At 70.9% G+C, this 26,866-nt stretch carries 24 protein-coding genes; 19 read left to right on the forward strand and 5 right to left on the reverse strand.

The window, feature by feature from the left end; translation table 11 throughout:
• The first annotated feature begins 205 nt into the window (after positions 1 to 205).
• The 5 genes from H8B08_RS00010 (at position 206) to H8B08_RS00030 (ending at position 5,386) form a co-directional block, all read left to right on the forward strand.
• Positions 206 to 1,537 carry an LGFP repeat-containing protein gene (locus tag H8B08_RS00010; protein ID WP_187448189.1) on the forward strand — a complete coding sequence of 444 codons (1,332 nt, stop codon included), beginning with the start codon at positions 206 to 208 and terminating at the stop codon, positions 1,535 to 1,537.
• A gap of 112 nt (positions 1,538 to 1,649) precedes the next feature.
• Complete coding sequence (motA, locus tag H8B08_RS00015; RefSeq protein WP_187448190.1) at positions 1,650 to 2,531, forward strand: flagellar motor stator protein MotA; 882 nt, start codon at positions 1,650 to 1,652, stop codon at positions 2,529 to 2,531.
• A gap of 323 nt (positions 2,532 to 2,854) precedes the next feature.
• Positions 2,855 to 3,103 (forward strand): hypothetical protein, encoded by a 249-nt coding sequence (locus tag H8B08_RS00020; protein ID WP_187448191.1) that lies wholly within the window; start codon positions 2,855 to 2,857, stop codon positions 3,101 to 3,103.
• A 65-nt stretch (positions 3,104 to 3,168) separates the two neighbouring features.
• Entirely contained in the window at positions 3,169 to 4,953 is a 1,785-nt protein-coding gene (mnmD, locus tag H8B08_RS00025; RefSeq protein ID WP_187448192.1) for a tRNA (5-methylaminomethyl-2-thiouridine)(34)-methyltransferase MnmD, read from the forward strand.
• Positions 4,954 to 4,987: 34 nt separating this feature from the next.
• Positions 4,988 to 5,386 carry a DUF6491 family protein gene (locus H8B08_RS00030; protein WP_187448193.1) on the forward strand — a complete coding sequence of 133 codons (399 nt, stop codon included), beginning with the start codon at positions 4,988 to 4,990 and terminating at the stop codon, positions 5,384 to 5,386.
• 85 nt (positions 5,387 to 5,471) lie between these two features.
• Here H8B08_RS00030 and H8B08_RS00035 read toward each other — a convergent pair whose 3' ends face one another.
• Together H8B08_RS00035 and H8B08_RS00040 are read right to left on the reverse strand one after the other, a co-directional pair.
• The gene (locus H8B08_RS00035) at positions 5,472 to 6,941 is read right to left on the reverse strand and encodes an amino acid permease (protein WP_187448194.1); all 1,470 of its coding nucleotides are present in this window, start codon (positions 6,939 to 6,941) and stop codon (positions 5,472 to 5,474) included.
• Positions 6,942 to 7,103: 162 nt separating this feature from the next.
• A complete protein-coding gene (locus tag H8B08_RS00040; RefSeq protein ID WP_187448195.1) occupies positions 7,104 to 7,721 on the reverse strand; it encodes an EF-hand domain-containing protein in 618 nt (205 codons plus the stop codon).
• Between the two features lie 165 nt (positions 7,722 to 7,886).
• Here H8B08_RS00040 and H8B08_RS00045 point away from each other — a divergent pair, with 165 nt between their 5' ends.
• From H8B08_RS00045 to cyoD, 6 genes are all read left to right on the forward strand, one after another.
• A complete protein-coding gene (locus tag H8B08_RS00045; protein WP_187448196.1) occupies positions 7,887 to 8,621 on the forward strand; it encodes a response regulator in 735 nt (244 codons plus the stop codon).
• Complete coding sequence (locus tag H8B08_RS00050; protein WP_187448197.1) at positions 8,618 to 10,084, forward strand: ATP-binding protein; 1,467 nt, start codon at positions 8,618 to 8,620, stop codon at positions 10,082 to 10,084. Before H8B08_RS00045 ends, H8B08_RS00050 begins: the two co-directional genes overlap by 4 nt.
• A gap of 127 nt (positions 10,085 to 10,211) precedes the next feature.
• Positions 10,212 to 11,129 (forward strand): ubiquinol oxidase subunit II, encoded by a 918-nt coding sequence (cyoA, locus tag H8B08_RS00055; protein ID WP_222934239.1) that lies wholly within the window; start codon positions 10,212 to 10,214, stop codon positions 11,127 to 11,129.
• A complete protein-coding gene (gene cyoB, locus H8B08_RS00060) occupies positions 11,130 to 13,148 on the forward strand; it encodes a cytochrome o ubiquinol oxidase subunit I (protein WP_187448198.1) in 2,019 nt (672 codons plus the stop codon).
• Positions 13,145 to 13,837, forward strand: a complete 693-nt coding sequence (locus H8B08_RS00065; protein WP_187448199.1) for a cytochrome (ubi)quinol oxidase subunit III — start codon at positions 13,145 to 13,147, stop codon at positions 13,835 to 13,837. Before cyoB ends, H8B08_RS00065 begins: the two co-directional genes overlap by 4 nt.
• Positions 13,834 to 14,268 carry a cytochrome o ubiquinol oxidase subunit IV gene (gene cyoD, locus H8B08_RS00070; RefSeq protein WP_187448200.1) on the forward strand — a complete coding sequence of 145 codons (435 nt, stop codon included), beginning with the start codon at positions 13,834 to 13,836 and terminating at the stop codon, positions 14,266 to 14,268. Before H8B08_RS00065 ends, cyoD begins: the two co-directional genes overlap by 4 nt.
• A 19-nt stretch (positions 14,269 to 14,287) precedes the next feature.
• On the opposite strand, the gene H8B08_RS00075 is transcribed toward cyoD, so the two are convergent.
• A complete protein-coding gene (locus tag H8B08_RS00075; protein WP_187448201.1) occupies positions 14,288 to 16,561 on the reverse strand; it encodes an ATP-binding protein in 2,274 nt (757 codons plus the stop codon).
• A 129-nt stretch (positions 16,562 to 16,690) separates the two neighbouring features.
• Here H8B08_RS00075 and H8B08_RS00080 point away from each other — a divergent pair, with 129 nt between their 5' ends.
• Genes H8B08_RS00080 through H8B08_RS00090 form a run of 3 tightly spaced genes read left to right on the forward strand, consistent with a single transcriptional unit; the run spans position 16,691 to position 19,311 of the window.
• Complete coding sequence (locus H8B08_RS00080; protein ID WP_187448202.1) at positions 16,691 to 18,292, forward strand: FAD-dependent oxidoreductase; 1,602 nt, start codon at positions 16,691 to 16,693, stop codon at positions 18,290 to 18,292.
• A 50-nt stretch (positions 18,293 to 18,342) separates the two neighbouring features.
• On the forward strand, positions 18,343 to 18,852 hold the full coding sequence (locus H8B08_RS00085; protein WP_187448203.1) for a hypothetical protein: 510 nt from the start codon (positions 18,343 to 18,345) through the stop codon (positions 18,850 to 18,852).
• Between the two features lie 9 nt (positions 18,853 to 18,861).
• Complete coding sequence (locus H8B08_RS00090; RefSeq protein ID WP_187448204.1) at positions 18,862 to 19,311, forward strand: DUF421 domain-containing protein; 450 nt, start codon at positions 18,862 to 18,864, stop codon at positions 19,309 to 19,311.
• Between the two features lie 4 nt (positions 19,312 to 19,315).
• On the opposite strand, the gene H8B08_RS00095 is transcribed toward H8B08_RS00090, so the two are convergent.
• Positions 19,316 to 19,813 (reverse strand): pyridoxamine 5'-phosphate oxidase family protein, encoded by a 498-nt coding sequence (locus H8B08_RS00095; protein ID WP_187448205.1) that lies wholly within the window; start codon positions 19,811 to 19,813, stop codon positions 19,316 to 19,318.
• 122 nt (positions 19,814 to 19,935) lie between these two features.
• Between H8B08_RS00095 and H8B08_RS00100 the strand changes: the two genes are divergently transcribed.
• Entirely contained in the window at positions 19,936 to 21,624 is a 1,689-nt protein-coding gene (locus H8B08_RS00100; protein ID WP_187448206.1) for a phosphatidylglycerol lysyltransferase domain-containing protein, read from the forward strand.
• Here the strand turns inward: H8B08_RS00100 and H8B08_RS00105 are convergent.
• Positions 21,608 to 21,811, reverse strand: coding sequence for a hypothetical protein (locus tag H8B08_RS00105; protein ID WP_163261068.1), 204 nt, complete (start codon positions 21,809 to 21,811; stop codon positions 21,608 to 21,610). The genes H8B08_RS00100 and H8B08_RS00105 overlap by 17 nt on opposite strands.
• A 234-nt stretch (positions 21,812 to 22,045) precedes the next feature.
• On the opposite strand from H8B08_RS00105, the gene H8B08_RS00110 reads away from it, so the two are divergent.
• The 4 genes from H8B08_RS00110 to H8B08_RS00125 all read left to right on the forward strand — a co-directional run bounded on the left by H8B08_RS00110 (position 22,046) and on the right by H8B08_RS00125 (position 26,864).
• A complete protein-coding gene (locus H8B08_RS00110) occupies positions 22,046 to 24,649 on the forward strand; it encodes an SEL1-like repeat protein (RefSeq protein ID WP_187448207.1) in 2,604 nt (867 codons plus the stop codon).
• Positions 24,650 to 24,713: 64 nt separating this feature from the next.
• Complete coding sequence (locus H8B08_RS00115; protein WP_187448208.1) at positions 24,714 to 25,634, forward strand: sulfite exporter TauE/SafE family protein; 921 nt, start codon at positions 24,714 to 24,716, stop codon at positions 25,632 to 25,634.
• A 10-nt stretch (positions 25,635 to 25,644) separates the two neighbouring features.
• Positions 25,645 to 26,412 (forward strand): TIGR02186 family protein, encoded by a 768-nt coding sequence (locus tag H8B08_RS00120; protein ID WP_187448209.1) that lies wholly within the window; start codon positions 25,645 to 25,647, stop codon positions 26,410 to 26,412.
• On the forward strand, positions 26,412 to 26,864 hold the full coding sequence (locus H8B08_RS00125; protein ID WP_187448210.1) for a DUF3429 domain-containing protein: 453 nt from the start codon (positions 26,412 to 26,414) through the stop codon (positions 26,862 to 26,864). The genes H8B08_RS00120 and H8B08_RS00125 overlap by 1 nt, the downstream gene beginning before the upstream one ends.
• The last annotated feature ends 2 nt before the right edge of the window (positions 26,865 to 26,866 follow it).

The following is a 26,866-nucleotide window of genomic DNA, read 5'->3' on the forward strand; positions in this document are numbered from 1 at the left end:
CGGCGCTGAACCCGCAGCCGCTGCCGCCGGTGGACAATCCCGCGGCGCTGAACCCGCAGCCGCTGCCGCCGGTGGACAATCCCGCGGCGCTGAACCCGCAGCCGCTGCCGCCGGTGGACCGCCCGACCCTGCGGCGCTGAGCCCGTAACAACCGCTCAAATCCCCGCCGGCTCGCCCGGCGGAAAGCTCCAACCGGGGGACTGTGATGAGAAGAGCTTTGCTTTTGTTGGCGCTGATCGTGCTCGGCCTGACGTCGGGCGCGGCCTTCGCCGCTCAACCGTACGGCCGGATCGGCGAGAAGTACGCCGCGCTCCGCGGCCCCGCCGGCGCGCTCGGGCCGGCCATCGGCAACGAGACGGACGCGCCCTACGGGGGCCGCTACCACCTGTTCAAGGAAGGCGTGATCTACTGGCACCCGGAAATCGGCGAGGCCTACGCAGTCTGGGGCGCCATCGCGCTCAAGCACTGGGAGCTCGGGCGCACGGAGTTCGGCTATCCGATCACCGACGAGCGGACGACGCCGGACGGGCGCGGCCGCTACAACCACTTCCGCGCCATGCAGGCGCCCGGGCGGCCGGAGTCGTCGATCTACTGGACGCCGCAGACCGGCGCGCACGCCGTCTACGGCCTGATCCGCGACGCCTGGGCCCGCGGCGGCTGGGAGCGGGGCGAGCTCGGCTATCCCACCAGCGACGAGTTCCAGGACGGCAAGTACCGGCGCAGCAACTTCGAGCGCGGCTACATCCTGTGGGCGCCGGACACCGGCGTGAAGGTGGTCAAGTCCGGCGCGGCGGTCGACGCGCTGGCCCTGCCCAAATCCTTCGGGGCCGTGCTGGTGACGGGCATGGACGTCGCGGTCAACGGGCGGCGGCTGGGCGGCGATTCCAACTTCCTCAGCGAGAACGCGGTCTGCGCGGAGTGGCTGAGGAACCGGGGCGTGGCGAACGAAGCCGCCAAACAGCTGATCCGCGCCGAGGCTAATCCCCAAATGCGCGGCTTCAGCATCCGCTCCGACGCGCGCATGCAGCTGTCGACCGCCTGCAGCTTCCGGGCCGAAGTGGTGTCGGTTTGCGACGACACGCTGCGCCTGCGCACCGTCCTGCCGGGCAACACCTTCCTGTTCCACGTGACCACGCCGTCGGCGTTCGGCGCCTGGAGCGATCCGGAGTTCTCGCTCGACTTCGACCTCGAGGCCGTGACCACGATCCGCATTCCGCTGAACGGCGGCGCGCCCGTGGTGCTGGGGCCGTCCACCGTACGGCCTAGCAATGTCAGGCTGGATTCGCAGAACTACACCGGCGACATCGCCCTGGCGCTCCACGCCGTGCAGGCCGCCGTCACCGGCCGCGATTTCACCAGCGCCCTGGCTCAGGATCACCGGTTCACGGTCCCGGGCGCACGGGCGTCCCTAAACCGGCTGTCGCCGCTGATGAGCCAGATCCCGCAGAGCTGGCGGGTGAACGCCTGCGTCGTCGACGGGAGCACCCTGCGTCTCAACGGCGTGGACGGCGCCGAGCAGGGGCCGATCGTGCGCTGACCGCGCCGAACCGGCGGGGCGGGTCGCCGTCGCGATCCGCCCCTTCGGGCGCAACCGCCCCTTAATGATTAACGGGCAGGGTCGCCGGCGAACCTAAGCTCGGGCCGTTCCCATGTTCCAGATCATCGGCATCGTCGTGCTGTTCGCGATGGTGTTCGGCAGCTACATCATCTCCGGCGGCAACATGGCCGTGATCATGCACGCCCTGCCGCACGAGATGATGGCCATCGGCGGCGCCGGCGTCGCCTCGTTCCTGATCTCGAACAAGACCTCGACGCTCAAGGCCACCATGGGCGGCTTCGGCAAGGTCTTCGCCGGCCCGAAGTGGAAGGGCAGCGACTATCGCGACCTGCTCTCGCTGATGTTCGTGCTCACCAAGACGATGAAGGCCAAGGGCGTCATCGCCCTGGAGAGCCACATCGAGAACCCGCACGAGAGCGCGATCTTCACCCGCTTCCCCAAGGTGATGAAGGACCACTTCGCGGTCGACTTCATCTGCGACACCATCCGCATGATGACCATGAACCTGGAGGATCCCCACCAGGTCGAGGACGCGATGGAGAAGCAGCTCGAGAAGCACCATCACGAGGCGCAGGCCCCGGCCCACGCCCTTCAGAACCTGGCCGACGCCCTGCCGGCGCTGGGCATCGTCGCCGCCGTCCTGGGCGTGGTGAAGACCATGGGCTCGATCACCGAGCCGCCGGAAGTGCTGGGCGGCATGATCGGCGGCGCTCTGGTCGGCACCTTCCTGGGCGTGTTCCTGGCCTACGGCCTGGTCGGCCCGATGGCCACGCGCCTGAAGGAGGTCGTCGACGAGGACGGCTCGGTCTACAAGATCATCCAGGCGGTGCTGGTCGCCCACTTGCACGGCAACGCCGCCCAGATCTCGGTCGAGATCGGCCGCGGCCACGTGCCCTCGCCCGTCCAGCCCAGCTTCCTGGAGCTGGAAGAGGCGCTCAACGCCCAGCCGCAGGACGTGGCCCAGGCGGCTTAACCCCCGTCTTCCCTGGCCGGATCGCGGAGAAATGGCTGGCCCTGTTTCTCCGTGTGCCCCGACGGAAGTCGGGGTCCAGGTGAAGCCCGCCGACGTCGCGGATGAATCTGGGTCCCGACTTTCGTCGGGACAGGCGGATTGAGGACGCTTCCCGAATTTCGCCATAGTCCCGCAACGGGCGAAGGAAACGCGCAACAACCTGCGCCGCAATCACGCATCCGTGAAATCGCCTCTTGCGAGTGTGATGGAACTCGCGATATTCGGTAGCTGGAGCACGGGATTCCCATCCTGGCGCTCTTAACCTTCTGAAGGGACCTGGGAACATGATCCGTAAGCTCGTCGTCGCCACCGTCGCCATCGCCGCTCTGTCGGTCGCCGCTTGCCAAAAGAAAGAAGAAGCTCCGGCCGCCGCCGAGCCGACCGCCGAAGCCACCGCTGAAGCCCCGGCCGCCGACGCCGCCGCTGCTCCGGCCGCTGACGCCGCTGCTCCGGCCGCCGACGCCGCTGCCGCTCCGGCCGCCGACGCCGCTGCCGCTCCGGCCGCTGCCGAAGCCCCGGCTGCCAAGCAGTAATCTTTCACCCTCACGGGTTTGAGATCGAGGGCCGCCCTTCGGGGCGGCCCTTTTGTTTTGGTGTGATGTCTTCCGCCCCTCCGCGTGATCCCGACCTGGTCTGGTCCGACGACGGCGCCCCGCGTTCCGGCCGGTTCGGCGACGTCTACTTCTCGGCCGAGGACGGCCTGGCCGAGACCCGCGCGGTCTTCCTGGCCGGCTGCGGCCTGCCCGACGCCTGGGCCGGGCGCGAACAGTTCACCGTCGGCGAGCTCGGCTTCGGCACCGGCCTGAACGTCCTGGCCCTGCTGGACCTGTGGCGGCGCGAGCGCCCCGAGGGCGGCCGGCTCAACATCTTCTCCATCGAAGGCTTCCCGATCCGCCGCGAGGAGGCCGAACGCGCCCACGCTCGCTGGCCCGAACTGGCTGAGGTCGCCGCGCCCCTGTTGGACCGTTGGCCCGCGCGCACGCCAGGTTTCCACCGCGTGGACCTGCCCGAATTCGGCGCGACGCTGGACCTGGCGGTGATGGACGTGGCCGAGGCGTTGGCGGCCTGGTCGGGCAAGGCCGACGCCTGGTTCCTGGACGGCTTCGCGCCCTCCACCAATCCGGACATGTGGCGCGACGAGGTGCTGGCCGCCGTGGCCGCCCGCTCGGCCCCGGGCGCGCGCGCCGCGACCTTCACCGTGGCGGGCGCCGTGCGGCGGGGCCTGCAGGCCCAGGGCATCGAGATCGCCAAACGCCCGGGCCACGGCCGCAAGCGCGAGCGGCTGGAAGCCGTGTTCGCCGGCGCGCCCCAGCCGGCCGCCGCGCCCGCCCGCGTGGCGGTGGTCGGCGGCGGCATCGCCGGGGCCTCGCTGGTCCGCGCCTTCAGGGCGCTGGGCGTGACGCCGACCCTGGTCGACGCCGGCGCGCCCGGCGCCTCGGGCAATCCGGCCGCCCTGGTCACCCCGCGCTTCGACGCGGGCGGCGGCCCGATCGCCGCCTTCTACGCCCAGGCCTTCGAGCGGGCCGGCCAGCTTTACGGCGACGACGCGGTGATCGCCCGCGGCGTGGTCCAACTGGAGAACACCGACCGCGACGCGTCGCGGTTCGACCGCATCGCCGAGCAGCCCCTGTGGCCGGAGGGCGGGGTGGAACGCCTGACCCCGGAGGCGGCCTCGGCGCGCCTGGGCGAGCCGGTCGCGCGCGGCGGCCTGTTCCTGCGCGACGCCCTGACGGTCGAGCCGGCCGCGGTCGTGCGCGCCTGGACGGCGGGCGCGCCGCGGATCACGGCCGAGGTCGCCCGCCTGGAAGAGGTCGAGGGCGTCTGGCGCCTGTTGGACGCCGCCGGCGGCGTGATCGCCGAGGCCGAGGCCGTCTGCCTGGCCGGCGGCTGGGCCGGCGCGGCTCTGGTCGACGCGCCTCTGTCCCCCGTTCGCGGCCAGGTCACCGTCGCCGAGGGCGTGCGGATCGGCTCGGCGGTCGCCTGGGGCGGCTATGCGGCCCCGACCCGCACGGGCGTGCTGTTCGGCGCCACCCACGACCGCGGCGAGGCCGCAACCTCGGCCGCCACGGCGGACAACAAGCGCAATCTGGAGACCCTGTCGCGGGTTCTGCCCGCCCTGGCCCAGGCCAGCGCCGCCGCGGGCCTGAGCGGCCGGGCCGGGGTGCGCGCCGTCACCCCCGACCGCCTGCCCGTGTGCGGCGCGGTGGGCGAGGGGCTGTTCATGCTGGGCGGGCTGGGCTCGCGCGGCTTCGCGGCCGCGCCGCTGCTGGCCGAGCACGTCGCGGCCCTCGCCTGCGGCGCGCCTTCGCCCCTGCCGGCCGATCTGGCCGGGCGGTTGCAGGCGTCGCGGTTCGCTTCCACGGTGAAGCTGGAAGACCTATGATCTCCCGCAGGGTGGGGACCTAGGGGAAACCAGCATGCGTCATAAGCTTCTCGTGCTCACCGCCGCCTTGGGAGCGCTCGTCGCCACCGCCTGCGCGGCCGACGGGGCCAAGCCGGCCTCCGCCGAGGCCAAGCCCAAGCGGGCCTGCTTCCACACCGACCAGGTGCGCAACTTCTCCGCCGACGGCGAGGACAAGGTCTATGTCCGCACCGGCGCCAAGGACGTGTTCGAGCTGCAGATGCTCGGGCGCTGCCCGAACGTCGACTGGTCGCAGCGCCTGGGCCTGCGCGCGCGCGGCGGCAGCTTCGTGTGCGAAGGCATCGACCTCGACCTGATCGTGCCGCAGCAGGGCATGGGCCCCGACGTCTGCCCGGTTCGCGCCATGCGCAAGCTGACCGAGGACGAGATCAAGGCGTTGAAGGACAAGCCCTGATTCCTCGAGCTGTAGCGGGGTCCTGAAACGAAAACGGCGCGGGCCTTGCGGTCCGCGCCGTAGTCTTTTGCGGCGGTCGCCCGGGTCAGGCGGCCTGCTTGGCCAGCCGGCTGTTCCACATGGCGAAGGCGAAGTAGGCGACCAAGCCGATGCCGTTCCAGATGAAGAACGCCTTCTGGGCGACGGCGCTCAGGCTGGTGAACAGGTACAGGCAACCCAGCACGGCGACCGGACCGATCACCCAGGGCAGCGGCGCCTTGAACACGCGCGGACGGCTCGGATCCTTGACCCGCAGCACCATCATGCTCACCGCCACGGCGATGAAGGCGGCCAGCGTGCCGGCGTTGGCGACCGAGGCGATCTCGCCCAGCGGGAAGACGCCGGCGATCACCGACACCACGATGGCGGTCACGAAGGTCATCACCACCGGCGTGCCGGTCTTGGCGCTGACCTTGCTGAGGCCATGGGGCAGCAGGCCGTCGCGGGCCATCACGAAGAAGATCCGGCTCTGGCCGTACATGAAGGCCAGGATCACGGTCGGCAGGGCCACCACCGCCGCGCCCGCCACGATCTTGGCGGCCATCGGCTGGTCCAGGGTGCGCATGATCAGGGCCAGCGGCTCGGTGCTCTTGGCGAAGTCGTCGAAGTGCATGGCGCCCAGCGCCGCGGCGCCGATCAGCATGTAGAGCACGGTGCAGACGGCCATGGAGCCGACGATGCCGATGGTCAGGTCGCGCTTGGGGTTCTTGGTCTCCTCTGCGGCCGTGGAGACCGCGTCGAAGCCGTAGAAGGCGAAGAAGATGATCGCCGCGGCGGCCATCACGCCGACCTTGCCGGTGGTGCCGTCGGGGCGGACGCCGTCATGGGCCAGGAAGCCGTTCGGCATGAACGGCTGGAAGTTGGCCGGGTCGAAGTGCGGCAGGGCGATGGCCACGAACACGGCCAGGGCGGCGATCTTGAACAGGACCAGCACGCTGTTGACCGTGGCGCTCTCGCGGGTGCCCAGCGCCAGCAGGCCGGCGACCGCCATGCTGATGAACACCGCCGGCAGGCTGATCAGGCCCTTGTTCGGATCGAAGGCGAAGGTCTCGCCGAAGTGGTGGTCGGCCATCCAGCCGGTCGACAGCCAGGTCGGCAGGTGCACGCCCACCGACTCCAGGAAGCCGTTGGCGTAGCCGGCCCAGCCGACCGCCACGGCGCTGCACACCACGGTGTATTCCAGGATCAGGCTGCAGCCGACGATCCAGGCCAGCAGCTCGCCCAGGACGCTGTAGGTGTACGTGTAGGCGCTGCCCGAGGCCGGGATCATGGTCGCCATTTCGGCGTAGGCCAGCGCGGCGCACACGCAGACGACGCCGGCGATGGCGAAGGACAGGATGACGCCCGGGCCGGCCAGGCCCGCGCCGGTGCCGATCAGGGTGTAGATGCCGGTGCCGACGATGGCGCCGACGCCCAGCGCCACCAGGTGCGGCCAGCTGAGCGTCTTGCGCAGCTGATGCGCGCCTTCCTGTTCGTGCGCCGTGTCGATCGGCTTGGTCCGATTCCAGAACGCCATGGTTCCCCCGAGTACTTTGTTCTTCTCGGCGCAGGCCGCGCCGGTTCGGGGGCAATCTAGGCCCAGCCGGGGCCTACGGTGAAGCCGGTTCGCGTATTGCGCTTCGTTGCGGGGAAAGAGAGGCGCTCCGACGCCTGGCGAAACGCGGAGCGCCTCAGGGCCTTACTTGGTCTCGGACTTCTCGACCCGCTTCTCGAAGCGCATCGGGCCCTTGGCGCGCTCGCCCTCCTCCAGGAAGCCCGACTTGTCGGCGTCCATGGCCTCGAACGCCTGCTTCATCGGCGCGGCGAACTCCTCGAAGGAGACCTTGCCGTCCTTGTCAGCGTCCAGTTCGCCCGGGCCGTGGCCGGCGTGGTCGAGCTGGATGATCTCGACGCGCCGCTCGCCCGGGCCGCCGGGACCGCCCGGACCGCCGGGGCCGCCCATGAACATCATCGGGCCGTGACCGCCGGGGCCGCCCGGACCGCCCGGGCCGTGGATAAACACCTGGCGCTCAGAGCCGTCCTCGCTGGTCCAGCTGGCGCCCTTCTCGAGCTCGGCCTTGGAGAGCTTGCCGTTCTTGTCGGCGTCCAGACGGGCGAAGATGTCGGCGTGGGGCGCCATGAACTCGTCGCGCGTGATTTCGCCGTCGCCGTTCTTGTCCAGCTTGCCCGGACCGGCGCCGTCGCCGATCACCATGACGTGGCGCTCGACCTGCACCTTCGGCGCGGGCTCGTCGGCCGAGGCGGCGGTGGCGGCCAGGGCCAGGCCGAGCCCGGCCAGAGCGAGGGTCAGTTTCATCCGAGGTCTCTCCCGATGTGCGGCGGGTCGAAGCCCGCGTCGGGAGGAGTGGAGCAGGTCGGTATTGCGCCGTTATTTCCACGGCCTGCGCGCATTCGCGGCTTTTCCCCCGATTTGTTTCACGCTTGAAATCCACACGAGACGATCGCGGGGCATGGAACGGGGATGGAGGCGAGACCGGCGGAAGTCGCGGCGGGCGCGCGCGTGCTGATCGTGGACGACGATCCGGGCGTGCGCGACGTGCTGGCCGAATTCCTGGCACGGCACGGCTACGGCGTCGACGCCGCCGCCGACGCGATCGAGATGGACCGCAAGCTGGCCGCCTTCGGCCCCGACCTTGTGGTGCTGGACCTGATGCTGCCGGGCGAGGACGGCCTGTCGATCTGCCGTCGCTTGGCGGGACGGGCGAGGCCGGCGGTGATCATGCTGAGCGCCATGGGCGAGGAGACCGACCGCATTGTCGGGCTCGAGCTGGGCGCGGACGACTACCTGCCCAAGCCCTGCAATCCGCGCGAGCTGCTGGCCCGGGTGCGCGCCGTTCTGCGCCGCCGCGGCGAGCCGGCGTCCGAGACGGCCGCCAGCGCGCAGGGGCTGGAGTTCCTGGGCTGGCGCCTCGACCTGGTGCGCCGCGAGTTGCGCTCACCCGGAGGCCTGAACGTCCAGCTGTCGTCGGGCGAGTTCAACCTGCTGCGCGCCCTGCTGGAGCGCCCCATGCGGGTGCTCAGCCGCGACCAGCTGCTGGACCTGGCGCGCGGCCCGACCAGCGAGGCGTTCGACCGCGCGGTGGACGTGCAGGTCAGTCGACTGCGCAAGAAGCTGGACGACGGCTCCGGCGCCGACCTGATCCGCACCATTCGCGGCGAAGGCTACATGTTCGTCGCCGAGGTGGCGCGCCGATGACGCGCCTGCGCCTGTCCTCCGCCCCCGTGTTCGCCCAGGTGCTGGGCCTGGTGCTGGTCATCCTGGCGGCCGCCAGCGCGGTCAACGCCTGGGTGGTGCTGAACCTGCCCGAGCCGCCGCCGGCCGGCTTCTCGGTGACCGAGGCGGCGCGCGCGCTGCGCGGCGAGGAGGTCACCGCCCGCAACGGCCAGCGGCTGAACGTGCGCGTGCAGGACGCCCCGCCCGCCTTTGAAGCGGACGCGCACGCCGACCTGATCGAGCCGGAGATCGCCCGGGCCCTGGCCCGCGAGCTGGGTGTGCGGCCCGAGAGCGTGCGCGCCGACGTGCGCCTGGGTCCCGACCTGCGCCGCGTCCACCGCCTGCACGCCGGCTTTGTCGGGCGCGGAGAGCGCCGCGAGGTGGTGATCGTCCGCACCGCCCCGGAGGCGCGCGCGGGCGAACCCGCGCCGGCGCCCTTCACCTGGACCGGCGACGGCCCGGCGGTGGTACGCCCCAAGCCGGGCCGGCTGGAGATCTTCACCGACCGGCTGCTGTTCCCGCCCTTCGCCGCGGCCCTGCAGCGAGCCGACGGGCGCTGGCTGGTGGTCGAGCCGGCCACGCCGTGGCTGAGCGAATGGCAGCGGCAGGTGCTGCTGGGCTTCGGGTTGAGCGCGCTCTTGGCCGCGCCTCTGGCGTGGCTGCTGGCGCGTCGCCTGACCCGCCCGATCGGCGCCTTCGCCGACGCGGCCGAGCGGCTGGGCGCCGACCCGAAGGCCCCGCCGATGGCCGCCGACGGCCCGGCCGAGGTGCGCGCCGCCGCGGCCGCCTTCAACGACATGCAGGACAAGCTGCGCGCCTATCTGGAGGAGCGCACATCGATGATCGCGGCCATCGCCCACGACCTGCGCACGCCCTTGATGCGCCTGCGCTTCCGGCTGGAGGCGGCGCCGGAGGAAGCGCGCGAGAAGATGGCCGCCGACGTGGCCGAGATGGACGGCATGATCAGCCAGGCCCTGGCCTTCGTGCGCGGCGAGACCGTGCGGGAGACCCGCGCGCCGCTGGACCTCGCCGCCCTGGCCGCCGCCGTGGTCGACGACCTGGCCGAGACCGGCGTGGCCGCGAGCCTGACCAACGCCGAGGCCGCCACGGTCTTCGGCGATCCGGTCGGCCTGCGCCGGATGCTGGCCAACCTGGTCGAGAACGGCGCCAAGTTCGGCGCCGCCGCCCGCGTGACCCTGAGCGTCGAGGACGGGCTGGCCGTGCTCACCGTCGAGGACGACGGCCCCGGCCTGCCGGAGGCCGAGCTGGAACGGGTGTTCGAACCCTTCCACCGGGTCGAGCCCTCGCGCAGCCGCGACACCGGCGGGGTCGGCCTTGGTCTGGCGGTGGCGCGCTCCATCGCCCGCGCCCACGGCGGCGACATCCGCCTGGCCAACCGCCCCGAAGGCGGCCTGAGCGCGCGGGCGGAACTGCCGCTGGCCTAACGGCCTCCAGGGCTCCGCCTGACCCTCGAAGGAACGAACCCCGGCCCGCGCCGGTTCGGCGCGCTTGAAGGGCCGCGTGCGTTTTCACGTCCGCCCCGGTTCAGTAGAGGCTTAGCGGGCGCGTGCGGTGAAACTCATCCCCTCCTGCAAACCAGGCGCTAGCGGGGCCGTCTCGGCCGCGGCGGCGGTCGCGACCCTGCTGCTGGGCGGCTGCGCCGGCGGCGTCATGGATCCCAAGGGGCCGGTCGGCCAGGGCAACCGTCAGATCATCGTCGACGCGACCCTGATCATGCTGTTCATCGTGATCCCGACCATCCTGCTGGCCCTGTGGATGGCCTGGCGCTATCGGGCCTCGAACACCAAGGCCGAGTACCTGCCCTACTGGTCGTTCTCGGGACGCATCGAGGCGGTGGTCTGGGCCATCCCGATCCTGGTGATCATGTTCCTGAGCGGCGAGATCTGGATCGGCTCGCACCGGCTCGATCCGTTCCGGCCGCTGGAATCGGACCAGAAGCCGGTCGAGGTCCAGGTCGTCTCGCTGGATTGGCGCTGGCTGTTCATCTACCCCGAAGAGGGCGTGGCCACCGTCAACGAGCTGGTGATCCCGGCCGGACGGCCGGTGCACTTCTCGATCACCTCGTCGAGCGTGATGAACACCTTCTTCGTCCCCCAGCTGGGGTCGATGATCTACGCCATGAACGGCATGGTCTCGCAGCTGCACCTGCAGGCGGACCAGCCCGGCGAGTTCCGCGGCATTTCCGGCCAGTTCAGCGGCGACGGCTTCTCGGACATGACCTTCAGGGTCCGCAGCCTGCCGGCCGACCAGTATGCGGGCTGGGTGGCGTCGACGCGCGGCGCGGGGCCGGTGCTCGACCAGACAACCTACGCCGGGCTGACCCGCCAGAGCCGCGACACCAGGCCCTTCACCTTCGGCGCGGTGCAGCCGGACCTGTTCAACGTCATCGCCACCCGTCAGGCGCCGCCCGGCCCGGGCCCGGTGGCGCAATACGGGCGCGAGACGACGCCGGCCTCCGGGGAGAACTAGATGTTCGGCAAGCTGTCCTGGGCGGCCGTCCCGCTGCACGAGCCCATCCCGATGATCACCTCGGTGGTGGTCGTCCTGATCCTGCTGGGCGTGATCGGTTGGGTCGTGGCCAAGGGCCACTGGCGTTACATCTGGGACGAGTGGATCACCAGCGTCGACCATAAGCGCATCGGCATCATGTACATCCTGCTGGGGGTGGTCATGCTGATCCGCGGCTTCGCCGACGCGATCATGATGCGCACGCAGCAGGCCGCGGCGATCGGCGAGTCCACCGGCTACCTGCCGCCCGAGCACTACAACCAGATCTTCTCGGCCCACGGGACGATCATGATCTTCTTCGGGGCGATGCCGCTGGTCATCGGCCTGATGAACTACGTCATGCCGCTGCAATTGGGGGTGCGCGACGTCGCCTTCCCGACGCTGAACTCGGTCGGATTCTGGCTGACCGCGGCCGGCGCCCTCCTGGTCAACGTCTCCCTGTTCGTCGGCGAGTTCGCGCGCACCGGCTGGCTGCCCTATCCGCCGCTCAGCGAGACGACCTACACGCCCGGGGTCGGCGTGGACTACTACCTGTGGGCCGTACAGATATCCGGGATAGGCACGTTGATGACCGGGGTGAACCTGGTCACCACGGTGCTGAAGATGCGCGCGCCAGGCATGAGCTACCTGCGCATGCCGATGTTCTGCTGGACCACGCTGGCGTCCAACCTGCTGATCGTCGCCGTCTTCCCGATCCTGACCGCCACCCTGGCGATGCTGACCCTGGACCGGTACTTCGGGTTCCACTTCTTCACGAACGAGGCTGGCGGCAACCAGATGATGTTCGTGAACCTGATCTGGGCCTGGGGACACCCCGAGGTCTACATCCTGGTGCTGCCGGCCTTCGGCATCTTCTCGGAGATCTTCTCGACCTTCTCGGGCAAGCCCCTGTTCGGCTATCGCTCCATGGTCGCCGCCACCCTGTTCATCGTGGTGGTCTCCTGCATGGTGTGGCTGCACCACTTCTTCACCATGGGCGCCGGCCCGGCGGTGAACACCTTCTTCGGCATCGCCAGCAGCGTGATCGCGGTCGGCACGGGGGTGAAGATCTACAACTGGATCTTCACCATGTACGGCGGCCGGGTCCGGTTCGAGGTGCCCATGCTGTGGTCGATGGGCTTCCTGGTCACCTTCGTGATCGGCGGCATGACCGGCGTGCTGCTGGCCATCCCGCCGGCCGACTTCGTGACCCACAATTCCATGTTCCTGGTCGCCCACTTCCACAACGTGATCATCGGCGGCGTGGTGTTCGCGGTGTTCGCGGCGCTCGAGTACTGGTTCCCGAAGGCGTTCGGCTTCCGCCTGCACCCGGGCTGGGGCAAGGCGGCCTTCTGGTTCGCCTTCGTCGGCTTCTGGGTGACCTTCACGCCGCTCTACGTCCTGGGCCTGCAGGGCATGACGCGGCGGCTCCAACACATCAACTACCCCGAGTGGGCGCCGATGCTCTACGTGTCGGTGGCCGGGGTGGCGATCCTGGTGGTCGGCGTGGTCTGCCAGGTGATCCAGCTGCTGGTCAGCATCCGCGACCGCGACAAGCTGCGCGACGTCACCGGCGATCCCTGGGACGGCCGCTCGATGGAGTGGGCCACGCCCTCGCCGCCGCCCATGTTCAACTTCGCCGTCATCCCCAACGTCGAGGGCGAGGAGGCCTACTGGGGCATCAAGACCCGCGCCATCGAAACCCAGCGCCTGGGGCCGGAGCCGGTCTACAAGCCGATCCACATGCCGCTGAACAGCCCGGTCGGCGTGATCACCGCCTTCTTCGCCTCCGTCACCGGCTTCGCGCTCATCTGGCACATCTGGTGGCTGGTGATCCTGGGCCTGGTCTGCGCCTTCGCCGGCTTCGTCTGGTTCGCCTGGCGCGACATCCACGAGTTCGAGATCCCGGCTGAGGAAGTGGCCCGCATCGACCGCGCCCGCCGGGCCGCGCGCCGCGCCATCCTGGAGCGCGTCGCCCGCGAACAGGGGAAGCCGGCATGAGCGACATCGTCCCCGCCAGCGTCGAAGCCGTCCGGCGCGTCCGCGAAGACCCTCACCGGCTGGGCCACCGCGGCCACGGCGAGGGCGCCCCGGTGATGGGCGCCGGCCACGGCGAGACCGGTCCCGCCAACAGCCGCATCATCGTCGGCTACGGCTTCTGGATCTTCCTGCTCAGCGACATCGTGATGTTCTCGGCGTTCTTCGCCGCCTACGCGGTGTTGATGAACGCCACGGCCGGCGGGCCGACCGGGCGGGAGCTGTTCGAGCTGCCGCGGGTGGCGATCGAGACGGGCTGCCTCTTGCTGTCCAGCTTCGTCTGCGGCCTGTCCTTCGCCGCCTCGGTGGCCAAGAACCGCCTGTGGACGCAGATCTTCCTGCTGATCACCGGCCTCCTCGGCGCCACCTTCCTCTATCTCGAGATCGACGAGTTCATCGGTTTCGCCGCCCAGGGCGCCACGCCCCAGCGCAGCGCCTTCCTGAGCGCCTTCTTCAGCCTGGTCGGCTTGCACGGCGCGCACGTGTTCGTGGGGCTGCTGTGGCTGGGGACCATGATGGCCCAGGTGCAGGCCAAGGGCTTCAGCCGGATGGTCCAGCACCGCCTGCTTTGCTTCAACCTGTTCTGGCACGCGCTGGACATCATCTGGGTCGCGCTGTTCACGGTCGTTTATCTGATGGGAGCCGCCACATGAGCGAGCTCGACTACGATCCCCACGACCTGGAGCACGACCACGCGCCCGGCGACGAGCCGCCCGAGAGCGCCGGCCACTGGGTGATGAACTATTCGATCGGCCTGGCGCTGGCGACCATCCTGACCGTCGGCTCCTTCATCCTGCCGGCGCTCGGCCTGGTCTGGGGGCCGTCCCTGCCGGTCGCCCTGATCGTGCTGGCCATCGCCCAGATGGGCGTCCACCTGGTGTTCTTCCTGCACATCACCACCGGACCGGACAACACCAACAACGTGCTGGCCCTGGCCTTCGGCGTGATGATGGTCGGCCTGCTGGTGATCGGCTCGATCTGGATCATGGTCAACATGCACCACTACATGGCCCCGACCCCGCCGGAGGCGATGGGGCACATGGCGCCGCCGTCGGCGCCGTCCACGGTCCCGCCGGCGTTCTAGAATCCACTGGCGAAGGGCTCTAGGCCGCCTCGCGCCGGCGCTCGGCCTCGTCGGCCAGGTCGGAGAGCACGGCGATCAGGCCGGCGGCGGTGATCGGCTTGGACAGGTGCCGGTTCGCGCCGGCGGCGCGGCCCGCCTCGACGTGCTCTGGCAGGGCGTTGGCGGTCAGCATCACCACCGGCACCGGCTCCGCGCCGCTCTGCGCCTCCAGACGGCGGATTTCGCGGGTGGCGGACAGCCCGTCCATCACCGGCATCTGCATGTCCATCAACACCGCGTCGAAGCGGCCGGCCTGGAAGGCCTCGACCGCCTGGGCGCCGTTCTCGGTGGAGATCAGCTCGACCCCGGCCCCGGCCAGGATCAGCTCCACCACCTTGCGGTTGGTCGGATGGTCGTCGGCCAGCAGGACCCGCATGGGCCGCGCTTCCGGCTCGGTCGCGACGGGTTCGGCGGCGGGCGGCTCGGCCTCGGCCGGCGCCTCCGGCAGGGTCAGGGTCAGGAAGAAGGTCGAGCCTTCGCCCGGGACGGAGTCGCAGTCCAGTTCGCCGCCCATCAGCTCGGCCAGTTGGCGCGAAATGCTGAGGCCCAGGCCCGTGCCGCCGAAGCGGCGGGTGATGGAGCCGTCGGCCTGCTGGAAGCGGCCGAACACCCGGTCCTTGGCGGCCGGGTCGAAGCCGACGCCGGTGTCGCGCACCGACAGCCGCCAGGCGCCGGGGCCGACCGCTTCGACGGCGATGACGACTTCGCCGGCGTCGGTGAACTTCACGGCGTTGGAGGCGAGGTTGGTCAGGATCTGCTTCAGCCGCACCACGTCGCCGACCACGCGGCGGTCGGCCTCCGGGGGCAGCTCGACCTTGAGCGCCACGCCCTTCTCGTGCGCGTGCGCCTCGCTCAGGCCGGCGACCGAGCGGACCGCCTCGCCCAGGTGGAACGGGTGGGCCTCGACCTCCAGCCGGCCGGACTCGACCCGGGCCAGGTCCAGCACGTCCGACAGCAGCCGCTCCAGCGTGCGCGCCGAGGAGCGGATCACGTCCAGCATCTCGGCCTGGCGCGGATCCAGCCGTGTGCCGGCCAGCACGTCGGCCACGCCCACGACACCGTTCAGCGGCGTGCGGATCTCGTGGCTCATATTGGCCAGGAATTCGCTCTTGGCCCGGTTGGCGGCCTCGGCTTCCTCGCGGGCGCGGGCCAGGGTCTCGGCGTTCTGCTTCAGATCGGTGATGTCGACGCCGATGGTGACCACGCCGCCGTCGGCGGTGCGGCGGTCCTCGACCCGCAGCCAGCGGCCGTCGGCCAGCTGCTGTTCCTCGGTGGAGTCGCCGCGCGCGCGGCCGGCCAGCCGCTCGGCCAGCCAGGCCTCCTCGCGGCCCAGCGCGTCGCGGTAGTTGCCCTTCGCCAGGTCGCGTTCGAGCAGCTTGCTGAACGGCGCGCCGACCGCCAGCAGGTCGCGGCAGGGGCCGGCGATCTCGGCGTACTGGCGGTTCCAGACCACCAGCCTGTCTTCGGCGTCGTAGAAGCCCAGGCCCGCCGGCAGGGCCTCGATGGCCGCGCGCAGCTTTTCGGCCGCGGACTGCTTGGAGCGGGCGTAGATGATGCTGGAGCCGGCGCCGCCCACCACGACCAGCAGGCAGAAGCCGATCACCACCATGCGCAGGGCCAGGTCGTCGAGCAGGGCGTCGGAATTGGCCGCCGGCCCGTTCAGGTCGACCCAGGCGCTCTGCAGGCTCAGCCGCGCGGTGAGGATCAGGGCGGAGGCCAGCAGGACCGCGCCGGCCAGCTGGCGCCAGAAGTTCTGCGAACGCCCCGCGACGAACAGGGCCAGCGTGGAGAGGCCGGCGGCCGCGAGCACCGACAAAATCACCGCCGCGCGGTGGAACACCAGCTCGCCGTCCACCACCGCGCCGGACAGGCCCAGGTAGCAGCTGCCGGCGACCGCCACGCCTGCGGTCAGGCCCGCGGCGATGAAGGCTTCGACGCTGGCGGTCAGGGCGACGACGGCGAAGGCGGCGGTCATGCCGCCGACCGCCAGGCACAGCGACCCTCCGGTGGCGGACGCCTCGTAACCGCTCGCCAGCCCGTGGCCGCCCAGCAGCAAGGCGTAGTGCACGGCCCAGGCGCCGACCCCGCCGGCGATTCCGGCATAGGCGATCCAGGTGGCCTTCAACGACCCCGTCGCCAGCCGTGCGCGCGCCAGGATGCGCAGCGCGCTCAGGCACGCCGCGCCGCAAAGCAGCGCGACGACCGTGAGCGTCGCCGCAGGCGCGGTCAGGGCGATCGGCGTCAGTCCGGGCAAAAGGGTCTCCAAGCTCGGGCGAGAGCCTCCACCCAAAAAGTAAAATTCCTCTGTTCGTCGAACATGGAGGCGCCCGGAACCCGTCCGACCGGCTTCGGTTCAAGCTTCCGTCGGAGTGCGGAGGTCGCCATGAACGTCGAGCAGGAACGCAGCCGGTCGCTGTGGATGGAGGTGCCGGCCCCGCGTCTGGGCGCGCTGCACGGCGACGCGCACACGGACGTGCTGGTGATCGGCGCGGGCATAGCGGGCCTGTCGACCGCCTACGAACTGGCGCGCGAAGGCCGCCAGGTCACGGTCGTAGACCGTGGCCGCTTCGCCCGCGGCCAGAGCGCGCGCACCACCGCCCACCTGTGCGCCGAGAGCGACGACTTTTTCAGCGAGCTGATCGCCAAGCGCGGCCGGGCCGGCGCGCGCCAATACTACGAGAGCCAGGCCGCCGCCATCGACCGCATCGAGACGATCTGCGCGGAGGAGGGGATCGACTGCGACTTCGCCCGGGTCGACGCCTTCCTGGTCGCCGCTTCGGCCGGCGATCGGCAGAAGCTGGCGCGCGAGGTTCCAGCCGCCCGCGAGGCGGGCCTGACCGGCGCCGAGCTGCTGGAGCCGGGCGCGCTGCCCTGGCTGAGCGAGGCGGCCATCCGTTTCCCGAACCAGGCCCGTTTCCATCCGACCAAGTACATGGCCGGCCTGGTCGAGGCTCTGCGCCGCCGCGGCGCACGCCTGTGCGACGAGACCCCGATGGTCGACCTCGCCAACCAGGACGGCCACCTGCGCGCGCACACCCAGAGCGGGGCTGTGATCACCGCGCGCCAGATGGTGGTGGCCACCAACACGCCCTTCCACCTGAAGTCGCCGATCCACACCAAGGAGGCGCCCTACCGCACCTACGCCCTGGCCGCGGCCGTGCCGAAGGGCGGCGCGCCGGACGTGCTCCTGTGGGACACCCAGCGGCCGGCCTACCACTATGTGCGGCTGCAGCCGGGCGCGAAGGAGGACCTGCTGATCGTGGGCGGCGAGGACCACCACACCGGCGAGGCCGACGACGGGGCCGAGCGGATCCGCCGGCTGGAGAGCTGGGCGCGGGCCCGCTGGCCGCAGATGGGGCCGGTGCTCTACGCCTGGTCCGGCCAGGTCTACGAACCCTACGACCACGTGCCCTACATCGGCGTCAGCCCCCACTTCCACGGCGCGGTCTATCTGGTCTGCGGCGACAGCGGCGAGGGCATGACCACCGGCGTGGCCGCCTCGCTGATCCTGCGTGACATGATGATGGGCCGGCACAGCGACTGGGCCGAGGTCTACGCCCCGGCCCGCGCCAGCGCGCGGGGGCTGGGCGGCTACATCAAAGAACAGGTCCCGATGATGAAGGGCGTCGCCGAGCACCTGATGCCGGCGGTGCTGAACTCGGTGGAGCTGATCCCGCCCGGCGAGGGCGCGGTGGTCGCGGTGAAGAACCAGAAGGTGGCCGCCTACCGCGACATGGAGGGCGCGTTGCACGTGCGCTCGGCCGTGTGCACCCACATGGGCTGCGTGGTGCACTGGAACGGTTTCGAGGGCTGCTGGGACTGCCCCTGCCACGGCTCGCAGTTCTCGGTGGAGGGCCAGGTCCTGAACGGGCCGGCCGTGCAGGCGCTGGGCGACGCCAAGGAGGCCCGCCACGAGCTGGAGGTCGAGGGCACGCTGAAGCGCGAGCCCGGCCAGCGGCCCGCGGGCACGCCGCCTCCGCTCTGAGGAACCGGCCTCCGGCTGGGCTGTTCTGCCCCTGAACAGGCGGAACGGCGATGGCCCAGAAAGTCCTCCAAAAGCACGGCGACCTCGAGATCGACGAGGATCCCGGCTTCCAGGACGTCGCCTGGACCGCGGAGCGGGTCGGCTGGGCCATCATGCTGCTGCTCCTGCTGGCCGCGGTGGCGGGGGTGTTCGGAAACGGACCGTTCAGCCGCGCCCAGACGCGCACGCCCGAAGGCGGACTCAGCGTCGACTATCCGCGGTTCGCGCGCATGGAATCGGCCGACGAGTTGGAGTTGCGGGTGCGGGGCGATCGGCGGGCGACGGTCGAGATCGACGGCGACTTCTCCCGTGATTTCCTGATCGAGAGCATCCAGCCGGAGCCGGTCGCCCAGCGTCCGCACCGGGGCGGGGTCAGTTTGGACTTCGAGCCGGGGCCGGGGCAGGCGGAGCAGCGGGTGACCCTGCACCTGCGGCCGCGGCGTCCGGGCTTTCCGATTCGCGCCGAGGTCGGCCTGCGCGGCGAGCCGCGGGTCGAGATCTCGACCTTCGTGTTTCCCTGAGGTCCGCCCATGGACTCCGTGCTGCGCGCCGCCGCCGTCTACTTCGTCCTGATGCTGCTTTTCCGGGTGGCCGGCCGGCGCGCCCTGGGTCAGATCACCACGTTCGACTTCGTCCTGCTGCTGATCATCAGCGAGGCCACCCAGAACGCGATGATCGGGGACGACTTCTCGGTCACCAACGGCGTGCTGGTGATCTCCACCCTGATCTTCCTGAACATCGCCCTTTCGCTGCTGAAGGACCGCTCGCGCTTCGTCGAGAAGCTGGTCGACGGCGTGCCGACCGTGCTGGTGGCCGACGGCCGTCTGCTGGAGCGCGAGATGCGCAAGGCGCGGGTCGGGGTCGAGGACATCCTGCACGCCGCCCGCGAGAAGCAGGGCCTCGAGCGGCTGGATCAGATCAAATACGCCGTGCTGGAGGTGTCCGGCGGGATCAACGTGATCCCCAAGGATCAGAAGTAGGCCTTCAGTGCAGGTGCAGCCGGGCGTGCTGGCCCCATTCCGGGCGCGTGCCGGTCAGCTTGGACTTGGCCACTTCCCAGCCGAACTTCACCGGCCCACGCTTGGAGATCCACACCTCGGCGTGGTCGGGCCGGAAGGCCAGCAGCACCAGGTCGGGGTCGTCCTTGCCCTTCGGATACCAGGCCGAGACCGTGCCGTTCCAGTAGCGGTCGATCACGTCGCGGTCGAAGCGCGTGGTCAGGTCGCCGGTCAGGCAGGCGTGGAGCTCGTGGTCGTCCGACACCAGGCTGAACACCCCGGCGGCGCCGTCGCCGACCAAGTGGGTCAGGTCCGCGCTGCGGCTGGCGAAGAACCAGATCAGATTGCCCTTCGGATCGCAGAAGGCGGTCATCGGCTGCAGCCGCACGGTCTCGCCCGCGACGCCCAGCATGCCGACCTTGGTGTCCTCCAGGGCTTTCCAGAGCCGGACTTCGACTTCCGCCGGATACAAGGCCTCGGCCATGGGGCTCTCCTGTCGCTCGGGAAGGCTCCAGCGGGAACGGGGTTCGCTCCGGCGAGGTTCCGCATGCCTTCGGCGCAGGAAGCCGCTTATAACTCGCGGGTCGTCGACTGCTTCGGCCCCGCATGCGCCTGATCAGAGAATATCGCCCCGCCTTTCTGGCGGTCGCGCCCACCCTGACCGCTATCTTCACCCTGGCTGCCGGGGTGATGCTGATGGCGTCGGGCGCGACGCCCAGTCCCGTGGAGCGCTTCGCCTGGCTGCTGCGGCAACTGCCGCCCGAGGTGATCAACCTCGGCCACTTCGTCTCCAGCCTGCTGGGCCTGGTTCTGGTGCTGCTGGCCTGGGGGCTGAAGCGGCGCCTGGACGGCGCCTGGGCCGCCTCGGTCACCGTCGCCGTCGTGGCCGGCGTGGTCACCCTGCTGAAGGGCGTGAACTGGGAAGAGACCGCGGTGCTGGTCGCGCTGGTCGCTTTCCTGCTGGTCGCGCGGCCCGCCTTCACCCGCCACGCCGCGGTCTCGCGCATGGAGATCACCCCGGGCTGGATGGTCTCCGCCGCCCTGCTGGTGGCCGGCATGGGCTTGCTGGCCTGGTGGTCGTTCAAGCACGTGGCCTATTCCGACGACCTGTGGTGGCGGGTGATGGCCGACGCCAGCGGCGAGGCCGGCCGGGCCCTGCGCGCCACCGTCGGCGCCGGCGTGCTGCTGCTGGCCCTGGGCGTCTGGCGCCTCGCCGCCACCCCGGCCACGCCGCCGATCATGGGCGAGAACGACCCGGACTTCACCCGCGTGCGCGCGGTGCTGGCCACCGCCGAGGACGCCTCGCCGGACGCCAACCTGGCCTTGCTGGGCGACAAGCGCTTCCTGTTCTCCGACAGCGGCAAGAGCTTCCTGATGTTCGGCGTTCGCGGCCATTCGTGGATCGCGGTGGGCGGGCCGGTGGGCCTGCGCTCCGAGCGCGCCGAGCTGATGTGGCGGTTCCGCGAGATGGCCGACGCCCACGCCGCGCGGCCGGGCTTCTACAACGTCGGCGCGGACCTGCTGCCCGACTTCATCGACATGGGTTTCTCCCTGCAGAAGATCGGGGAGTCGGCGATCATGCCGCTCGCCGACTTCTCGGTGGCGGGGCGGCGCCGCGGCAACCTGCGCCACAGCTGGAAGAAGGTCGCCGAGGCCGGCGCGAGCTTCGAGGTGATCCCGGCCGAGGCGGTGGCCCCGCTGATGCCGGAGCTGAAGCAGATCTCCGACGCCTGGCTGGACATGCACGCCGGCGGGGAGAAGGGCTTTTCGCTGGGCGGCTTCGATCCGCGCTACCTGTCCGAATTCCCCTGCGCCCTGGTGCGCCAGAACGACCGCGTCGTGGCCTTCGCCAGCCTGTGGCCGACGGCGGAGCGCTCGTCCCTGGCCATGGATCTGATGCGCTACACCGAAGACGCGCCGCGCAACGTCATGGACTACCTGTTCGTGGAGCTGCTGCTGTGGGCCCAGAACGAGGGCTACACCGTCTTCGAGTTCGGCGGCGCGCCGCTGGCCGGCCTGTCGGACCATCCGCTGGCCCCGACCATGTCGCGCATCGGCCGCTTCGTGTTCGAGAAGGGCGAGGACTTCTACAACTTCCAGGGTGTGCGGCGCTTCAAGGACAAGTACGACCCGCTCTGGCAGCCGCGCTACGTCGCGGCGGCGCGCAAGTGGGCGATCCCGCTGCTGATGGCCGACGTCGCCCTGCTGTCGTCCGGCGGCGTGGCGGGCCTGGCCCGGCGGCCGAAGCCGAAGGAAGCGCCCAAGGAAGGCGAGCGGGTCAGCGCCCCGTCGTGAAGCCCAGCAGGTTCACGACGTGGACCAGCATCAGCATGATCCAGGCCGACGACAGCACCATGATCAGCCGGTAGGGCACCAGGCGCGGGCCGCGGATCAGGTTCGGCGCCTGCGCCCCGCGCCAGCCGCAGAAGGTCGCTATCGCCAGGGCGGCGGCTAAACTGACGAGGGTGGCGGTCCAACTCATGCCGCTCACATGGCTTGCGCGCCGGTCCTTAGCAAGCCGCGAAGCTTAGGCGGGCGTTAAGCCGCGCGTTAACGCTTAACCATGACTTAACCGACGCAGCGCTGACTGAGCCTGGGGTCGTGCGAATCGTCCACAGGAGATTTGGGCGGACCCCACATGTTGGGGTTAACAGTTCGTTTACACCCCAGACTTGGGCGGGTAGTCCAAGGTGTCGGCTGGGAAGGGAATCACGCCATGAGCGCGGGCGCGCCCTGGAGTGTGAAGGGGATCGACCCGAAAGCGCGCGAGATCGCCAAGGATCTCGCCCGGCGCTCCGGCATGACGCTCGGCGAGTGGCTGAACCAGATGATTCTGGAAGGCGACGGCGAGGAGGACAACGTCACTCCGCTGCCGCGCCGCACCGTCGCCTACGCTGGTTTCGACCGCCGCGCGCGCGGCCGCCGGCTGGACGACGCCTACGAATTCCAGGGTTTTGAAGACGAGCCCGCCGCGGGCGGCAATATCGCTCTGGCGCTGGAAGCCCTGACCGCCCGCATCGAAGCGGCCGAGCGCCGCTCGACGCTGGCCATCAGCGGCGTCAGCCAGGCGGTCAACGGCCTCCTGGGGCGTCTCGAGGACGCCGAGGCCGGCCAGGCCGTCCACACCGAAAAGCTGGGCGAACTGCTGGGCGACGCGCGCGACAGCAACGACCGTCTGCGCCGCCTGGAGCGCGACACCCAGGGCGGCCTGCGTTCGACCGAAGCCCTGAAGGCGCTCGAAGGCGCGCTCGGCAAGATCGCCAACCAGCTCTACGAGGGCGAGGCCCGCACCCGCGCCTCGCTGGCCGAAGTGCGCGAGAACGTCGGCGGCGTGACGCGGCGGCTGACCCGGCTGGAGGCCGAGGAGCGCGCCGGCGACGCCACCCTGATCGAGGGCGCGGTCGCCAAGATCGCCGAGCGCCTGGAGCGCGCCGAGTCCCAGACGGCCGGCGCCCTGCGCACGCTGGAGACCTCCTTCGCCCACCTCGACGCGCGCCTGCGCTCGGCCGAGGGCCGCATGGACCCCGAGCGCGACGCGCGCCTCGAAAACCTGGCCGGCGACCTGTCGCGCAAGGTCGAAGACGCCCGTTCGGACCTGATCCGCCGCATCGACGAAGCCGCCTCCCGGGGGCGGTTCGAACAGCTGGAGCGCGCCGTCGGCGACCTGGCCGCCCATGTCGGCGCCTCCGAGAAGCGCTCGGCCAAGGCGGTCGAGCAGATGGGCCGCGAGGTCCTGCGCATCGGCCAGAACCTGAACCGCCGCATGGTCGGGGTGGAGACCACCAGCGCCGCCGCCGTCCAGAAGGCGGGCGCCGACGTGCAGCGCCTGGCCGACGCCATGGAAGGCCGGCTGCGCAAGGTCGAGGGCGGGCAGGGCGAAGCCCTGGAGCGCCTGGGCGCCGAGATCGCGCGCATCTCCGAGCGCTTCACCGAGAAGCTGGCCCACGCCGAACGCCGCGCCGCGCTGCAGTCCGACGACGTGGGCGAACGGGTCGGCCGCCTCGCCGACAAGGTCGAGGCCCGCTACGAGCGCGTGTCCGGCGAGATCGCCGAGCGCATCCGTGAAAGCGAAGAACGCACGGCCCGCCTGCTCGACGAAGCGCGCCTGAAGATCGAGGCGCAGCTGGACCAGCAGGCCCGCCGTCGCCGTCCCGAGCCGGAAGAGCCGGTCTGGGCCCCGGAGCCGGAAGCCGCCTTCCCGGCCGCCGCCGGCTCGGACATGGGCTTCGACCCGATCTTCGACGCCCCGCAGACCGGTTTCGGCGACGACGTCGCGCCGGAATTCGGCGAGGATCCGTTCGCCCCGGCCGGCGACGTGCGCACGCCGCTGACCGGCTTCGACGACTTCGCCGCCGAGGACGAGTTCGTCGCCGCCCCGACCCCTCAGGCCGCCCAGCCGTTCCCGGACGAGGAAGAGGCCGCGCCGGCCCGTCCGCCGGTCTCCACCCGCGAAGCCATCGAGGCCGCCCGCGCCGCCGCGCGCCTGGGCGTGCGCAACGTCGAGGGCGGCGGTGGTCTCAGCGGCCTGAAGCTGGGCTCCAAGAACCGCCTGCAGGAGCGGGTCGAGAAGGAGCGCCGCCGCGAGTCCTCGACGGTGAAGAAGGCCCTGCTGGCCTCCGCCGTCGCCGCCACCCTGACCAGCAGCGTGGTCGCCTACCAGGTGGTCGCTTCCGAGACCAACGAGGACGCGGCCGCCGCGAGCGCCGCGGCCGCCGCCTCCACGCCGCTGATGGCCGCGGTCGCCACCGCGCCGGGGCTGAACATCGAGACGACGCCGGCCGCCGACACAACCAAGGCCGAAGAGACCTACGCCGACGCGAAGGCGATGCTGACGGCCAAGGATCCGCGCGCGATGGAAGTGCTTGAGCGCGCCGCCAATCTCGGCTCGCCCGAGGCGCAGTACCACCTCGCCGACGTGATCGAAGAGCGTGACCCGGCGGCGGCGCGGCGCTGGACCGAACGCTCCGCCAAGGGCGGCTACAGCACCGCCATGCACGCGCTGGCCACCTACTACGCCAACGGGATCGGCGGTCCGCGGGACACGCAGGCTGCGATCGGTTGGTTCAAGAAGGCCGCCGAGCTGGGCTACAAGGACAGCTATTACAACCTTGGCCTGATGTACGACGCCCTGGCCGACCAGCGCGATCCGGTCGAGGCCTACAAGTGGTTCCTGGTCGGGGCCCATTATCGCGACGCCCAGGCCGAGACCCGCGCCGACGAGCTGGAAACCGAGCTGAGCCTGGATCAGCGCCGTCGCGGGCAGCGGGAAGCGGCCGCTTTCCGCCCGGCCAACGAACCTGTCGAGATCGCGGCGCGTTGACGCTAAGGCCCGGCCTTTGCAAGGAAGGCTGGCGACTGATCCGTAGCGCGAAAGCGTAGCCCCTTTGGACATTTACCTGCCCATCGCCGAAGTCTCGGTGAACGCGCCGCTCTTGGTGGCGCTGGGCGCCGTCGTGGGCTTCATCTCCGGCCTGTTCGGGATCGGCGGCGGCTTCCTGATGGGCCCGGTTCTGGTGTTCATGGGCGTGCCGCCGGCCGTGGCCGTGGCCAGCCAGGCCAACCACGTGGTGGCCTCGTCGGCGTCGAGCGTGGTCTCCTACAGCCGTCAGAAGGCGGTCGATTATCGCATGGGCGCGGTGATGGCCGCCGGCGGCGCGCTGGGCGCCTACGTCGGGGTCGAGCTGTTCCGCTGGCTGCGCCTGATGGGCCAGGCCGACCTGGTGGTGGCCCTGTCCTACCTGATCTTCCTGGGCGTGGTCGGCGGGCTGATGCTGACCGAAAGCCTGGGCACGATCATCCGCAGGCGTCGCGGCGAGCCGCCCAAGCGCCAGGCCAACCGCCGGCCGATGTGGCTCTACGCCCTGCCGTGGCGCATGCGCTTCCCGCGCTCGCGCCTCTACGTCAGCGTCATCCCGCCGGCCCTGCTGGGCGTCGGCGTCGGGGTCCTGTCCGCCATCATGGGCGTCGGCGGCGGCTTCGTGCTGGTCCCGGCCATGGTCTACCTGCTGCGCATGCGCGCGCGCGTGGTGGTCGGCACCAGCCTGCTGCAGATCATCATCACCACCGCCATCACCACCGTCCTGCAGGCCGGCCGCAACCAGACGGTCGACATCGTGCTGTCGGGCCTGCTGCTGTTCGGCGGCGTGGTCGGCGCCCAGCTGGGCGCGCGCGTCTCGGGCAAGTTCCGGGCGGACGAGCTGCGCGCCGTGCTGGCCCTGATCGTTCTTCTGGTCGGCGTGCAGATGGGCCTGACCCTGTTCGTGCCGCCCGCCGATCCGTTCGCCTTCGCCCCCGGTCCGAAATAATGGGGCCGAAATGATCCCGGTCGTTCCCCTTCCGCCGGCCGAAGAGCCGCACATCTCGGCCGCCCTGACCGCCGGCGATGTGAAGGTGACGTCCAGCTTCCGCGGCGCGGCGATCGTGCTGTACGGCGGGGTGTTCGATCCCCAGCGCCGGCCTAGCGACGTGGTGGTGGTGGTGCGCGGGCCCGAGCGGCCCGTCCGCCTCGTGCGCAAGACGCGCGTGGCCGGCGTGTGGCTGAACAGCCGCCCGGTGGTGTTCGAGGGCGCGCCCGGCTTCTACATGGCCGCCAGCACCCGGCCGCTGTCCGACATCGCCGACTTCGGCACCCTGCGCCGGCTGGGCCTGGGCGTCGACCACCTGAAGATCGAGGCGCCGGAGGAGGCGCGGGTGGAGACCCGCTTCGGGGTGAAGGACGTGGTGGTCAGCCGGCTGGGCGGCGACTACCTCGACTGGCGCCGCGCGGTGATCCGGCTGAAGGAGCGGGCCCGGCTGTACGACACCGACCCGCACGGCGTGCGCTTCGTCGACCCCGGCCTGTTCCGGGCCGAGGTGAGGCTGCCGACCGAGGCGCCGATCGGCCGCTACGAGACCGAGGTCTGGCTGTTCCAGGACGGCGAGCCGGTCTCCATGCGCACCCGCACCCTGACGGTGGAGAAGGTCGGCATCGAGCGCTGGATCTTCAATTTCGCGCATCGGGCCGGCTGGCTGTACGGTTTCGCCGCGGTGGCGATCGCCCTGGCCACCGGTTGGGTCGCGTCGAGCCTGTTCAGGAGAGGCTGATGACCGCCATGCAAGGCCGCGCGCCGGCCATAGCCCTGGTCCTGGGATGGCTGGCCCTGCTGCCGTTCCCGATCGCCGCCGGCGTCTACGCCATGGGCGCGCCGAACCTGGCCGGACCGGCGCTTCTGACCCTGCTGACCTATTCGACCGCGGTGCTGTCCTTCCTGGGCGGGGTGCGCTGCGGCGCGGAGATCACCCGCGAACAGCCGCGCTGGAGCGGTCTGGCCCTGGCCGCCGCGCCGCCGCTCGTCGGCTGGGCGCTTCTGGCCCTGCCGTTCCTGACCGCGCCCTGGCAACTGGGTGGCTTCACCGTCGCCTTCCTGCTGCAGTGGGCCAGCGAGGTCCACGCGCCGCTCGACACGCCGGCCTGGTACCGCCGCCTGCGCACGCCGCTGACCCTGGGCGCGGCCATCGCCCTGGCCGTGGCGCTGGAGCAGGCGATTTCGATGTGAGC

Origin of the sequence: Caulobacter sp. 17J80-11 (genome assembly GCF_014349105.1) — a bacterium.
GTDB lineage: Bacteria > Pseudomonadota > Alphaproteobacteria > Caulobacterales > Caulobacteraceae > 17J80-11.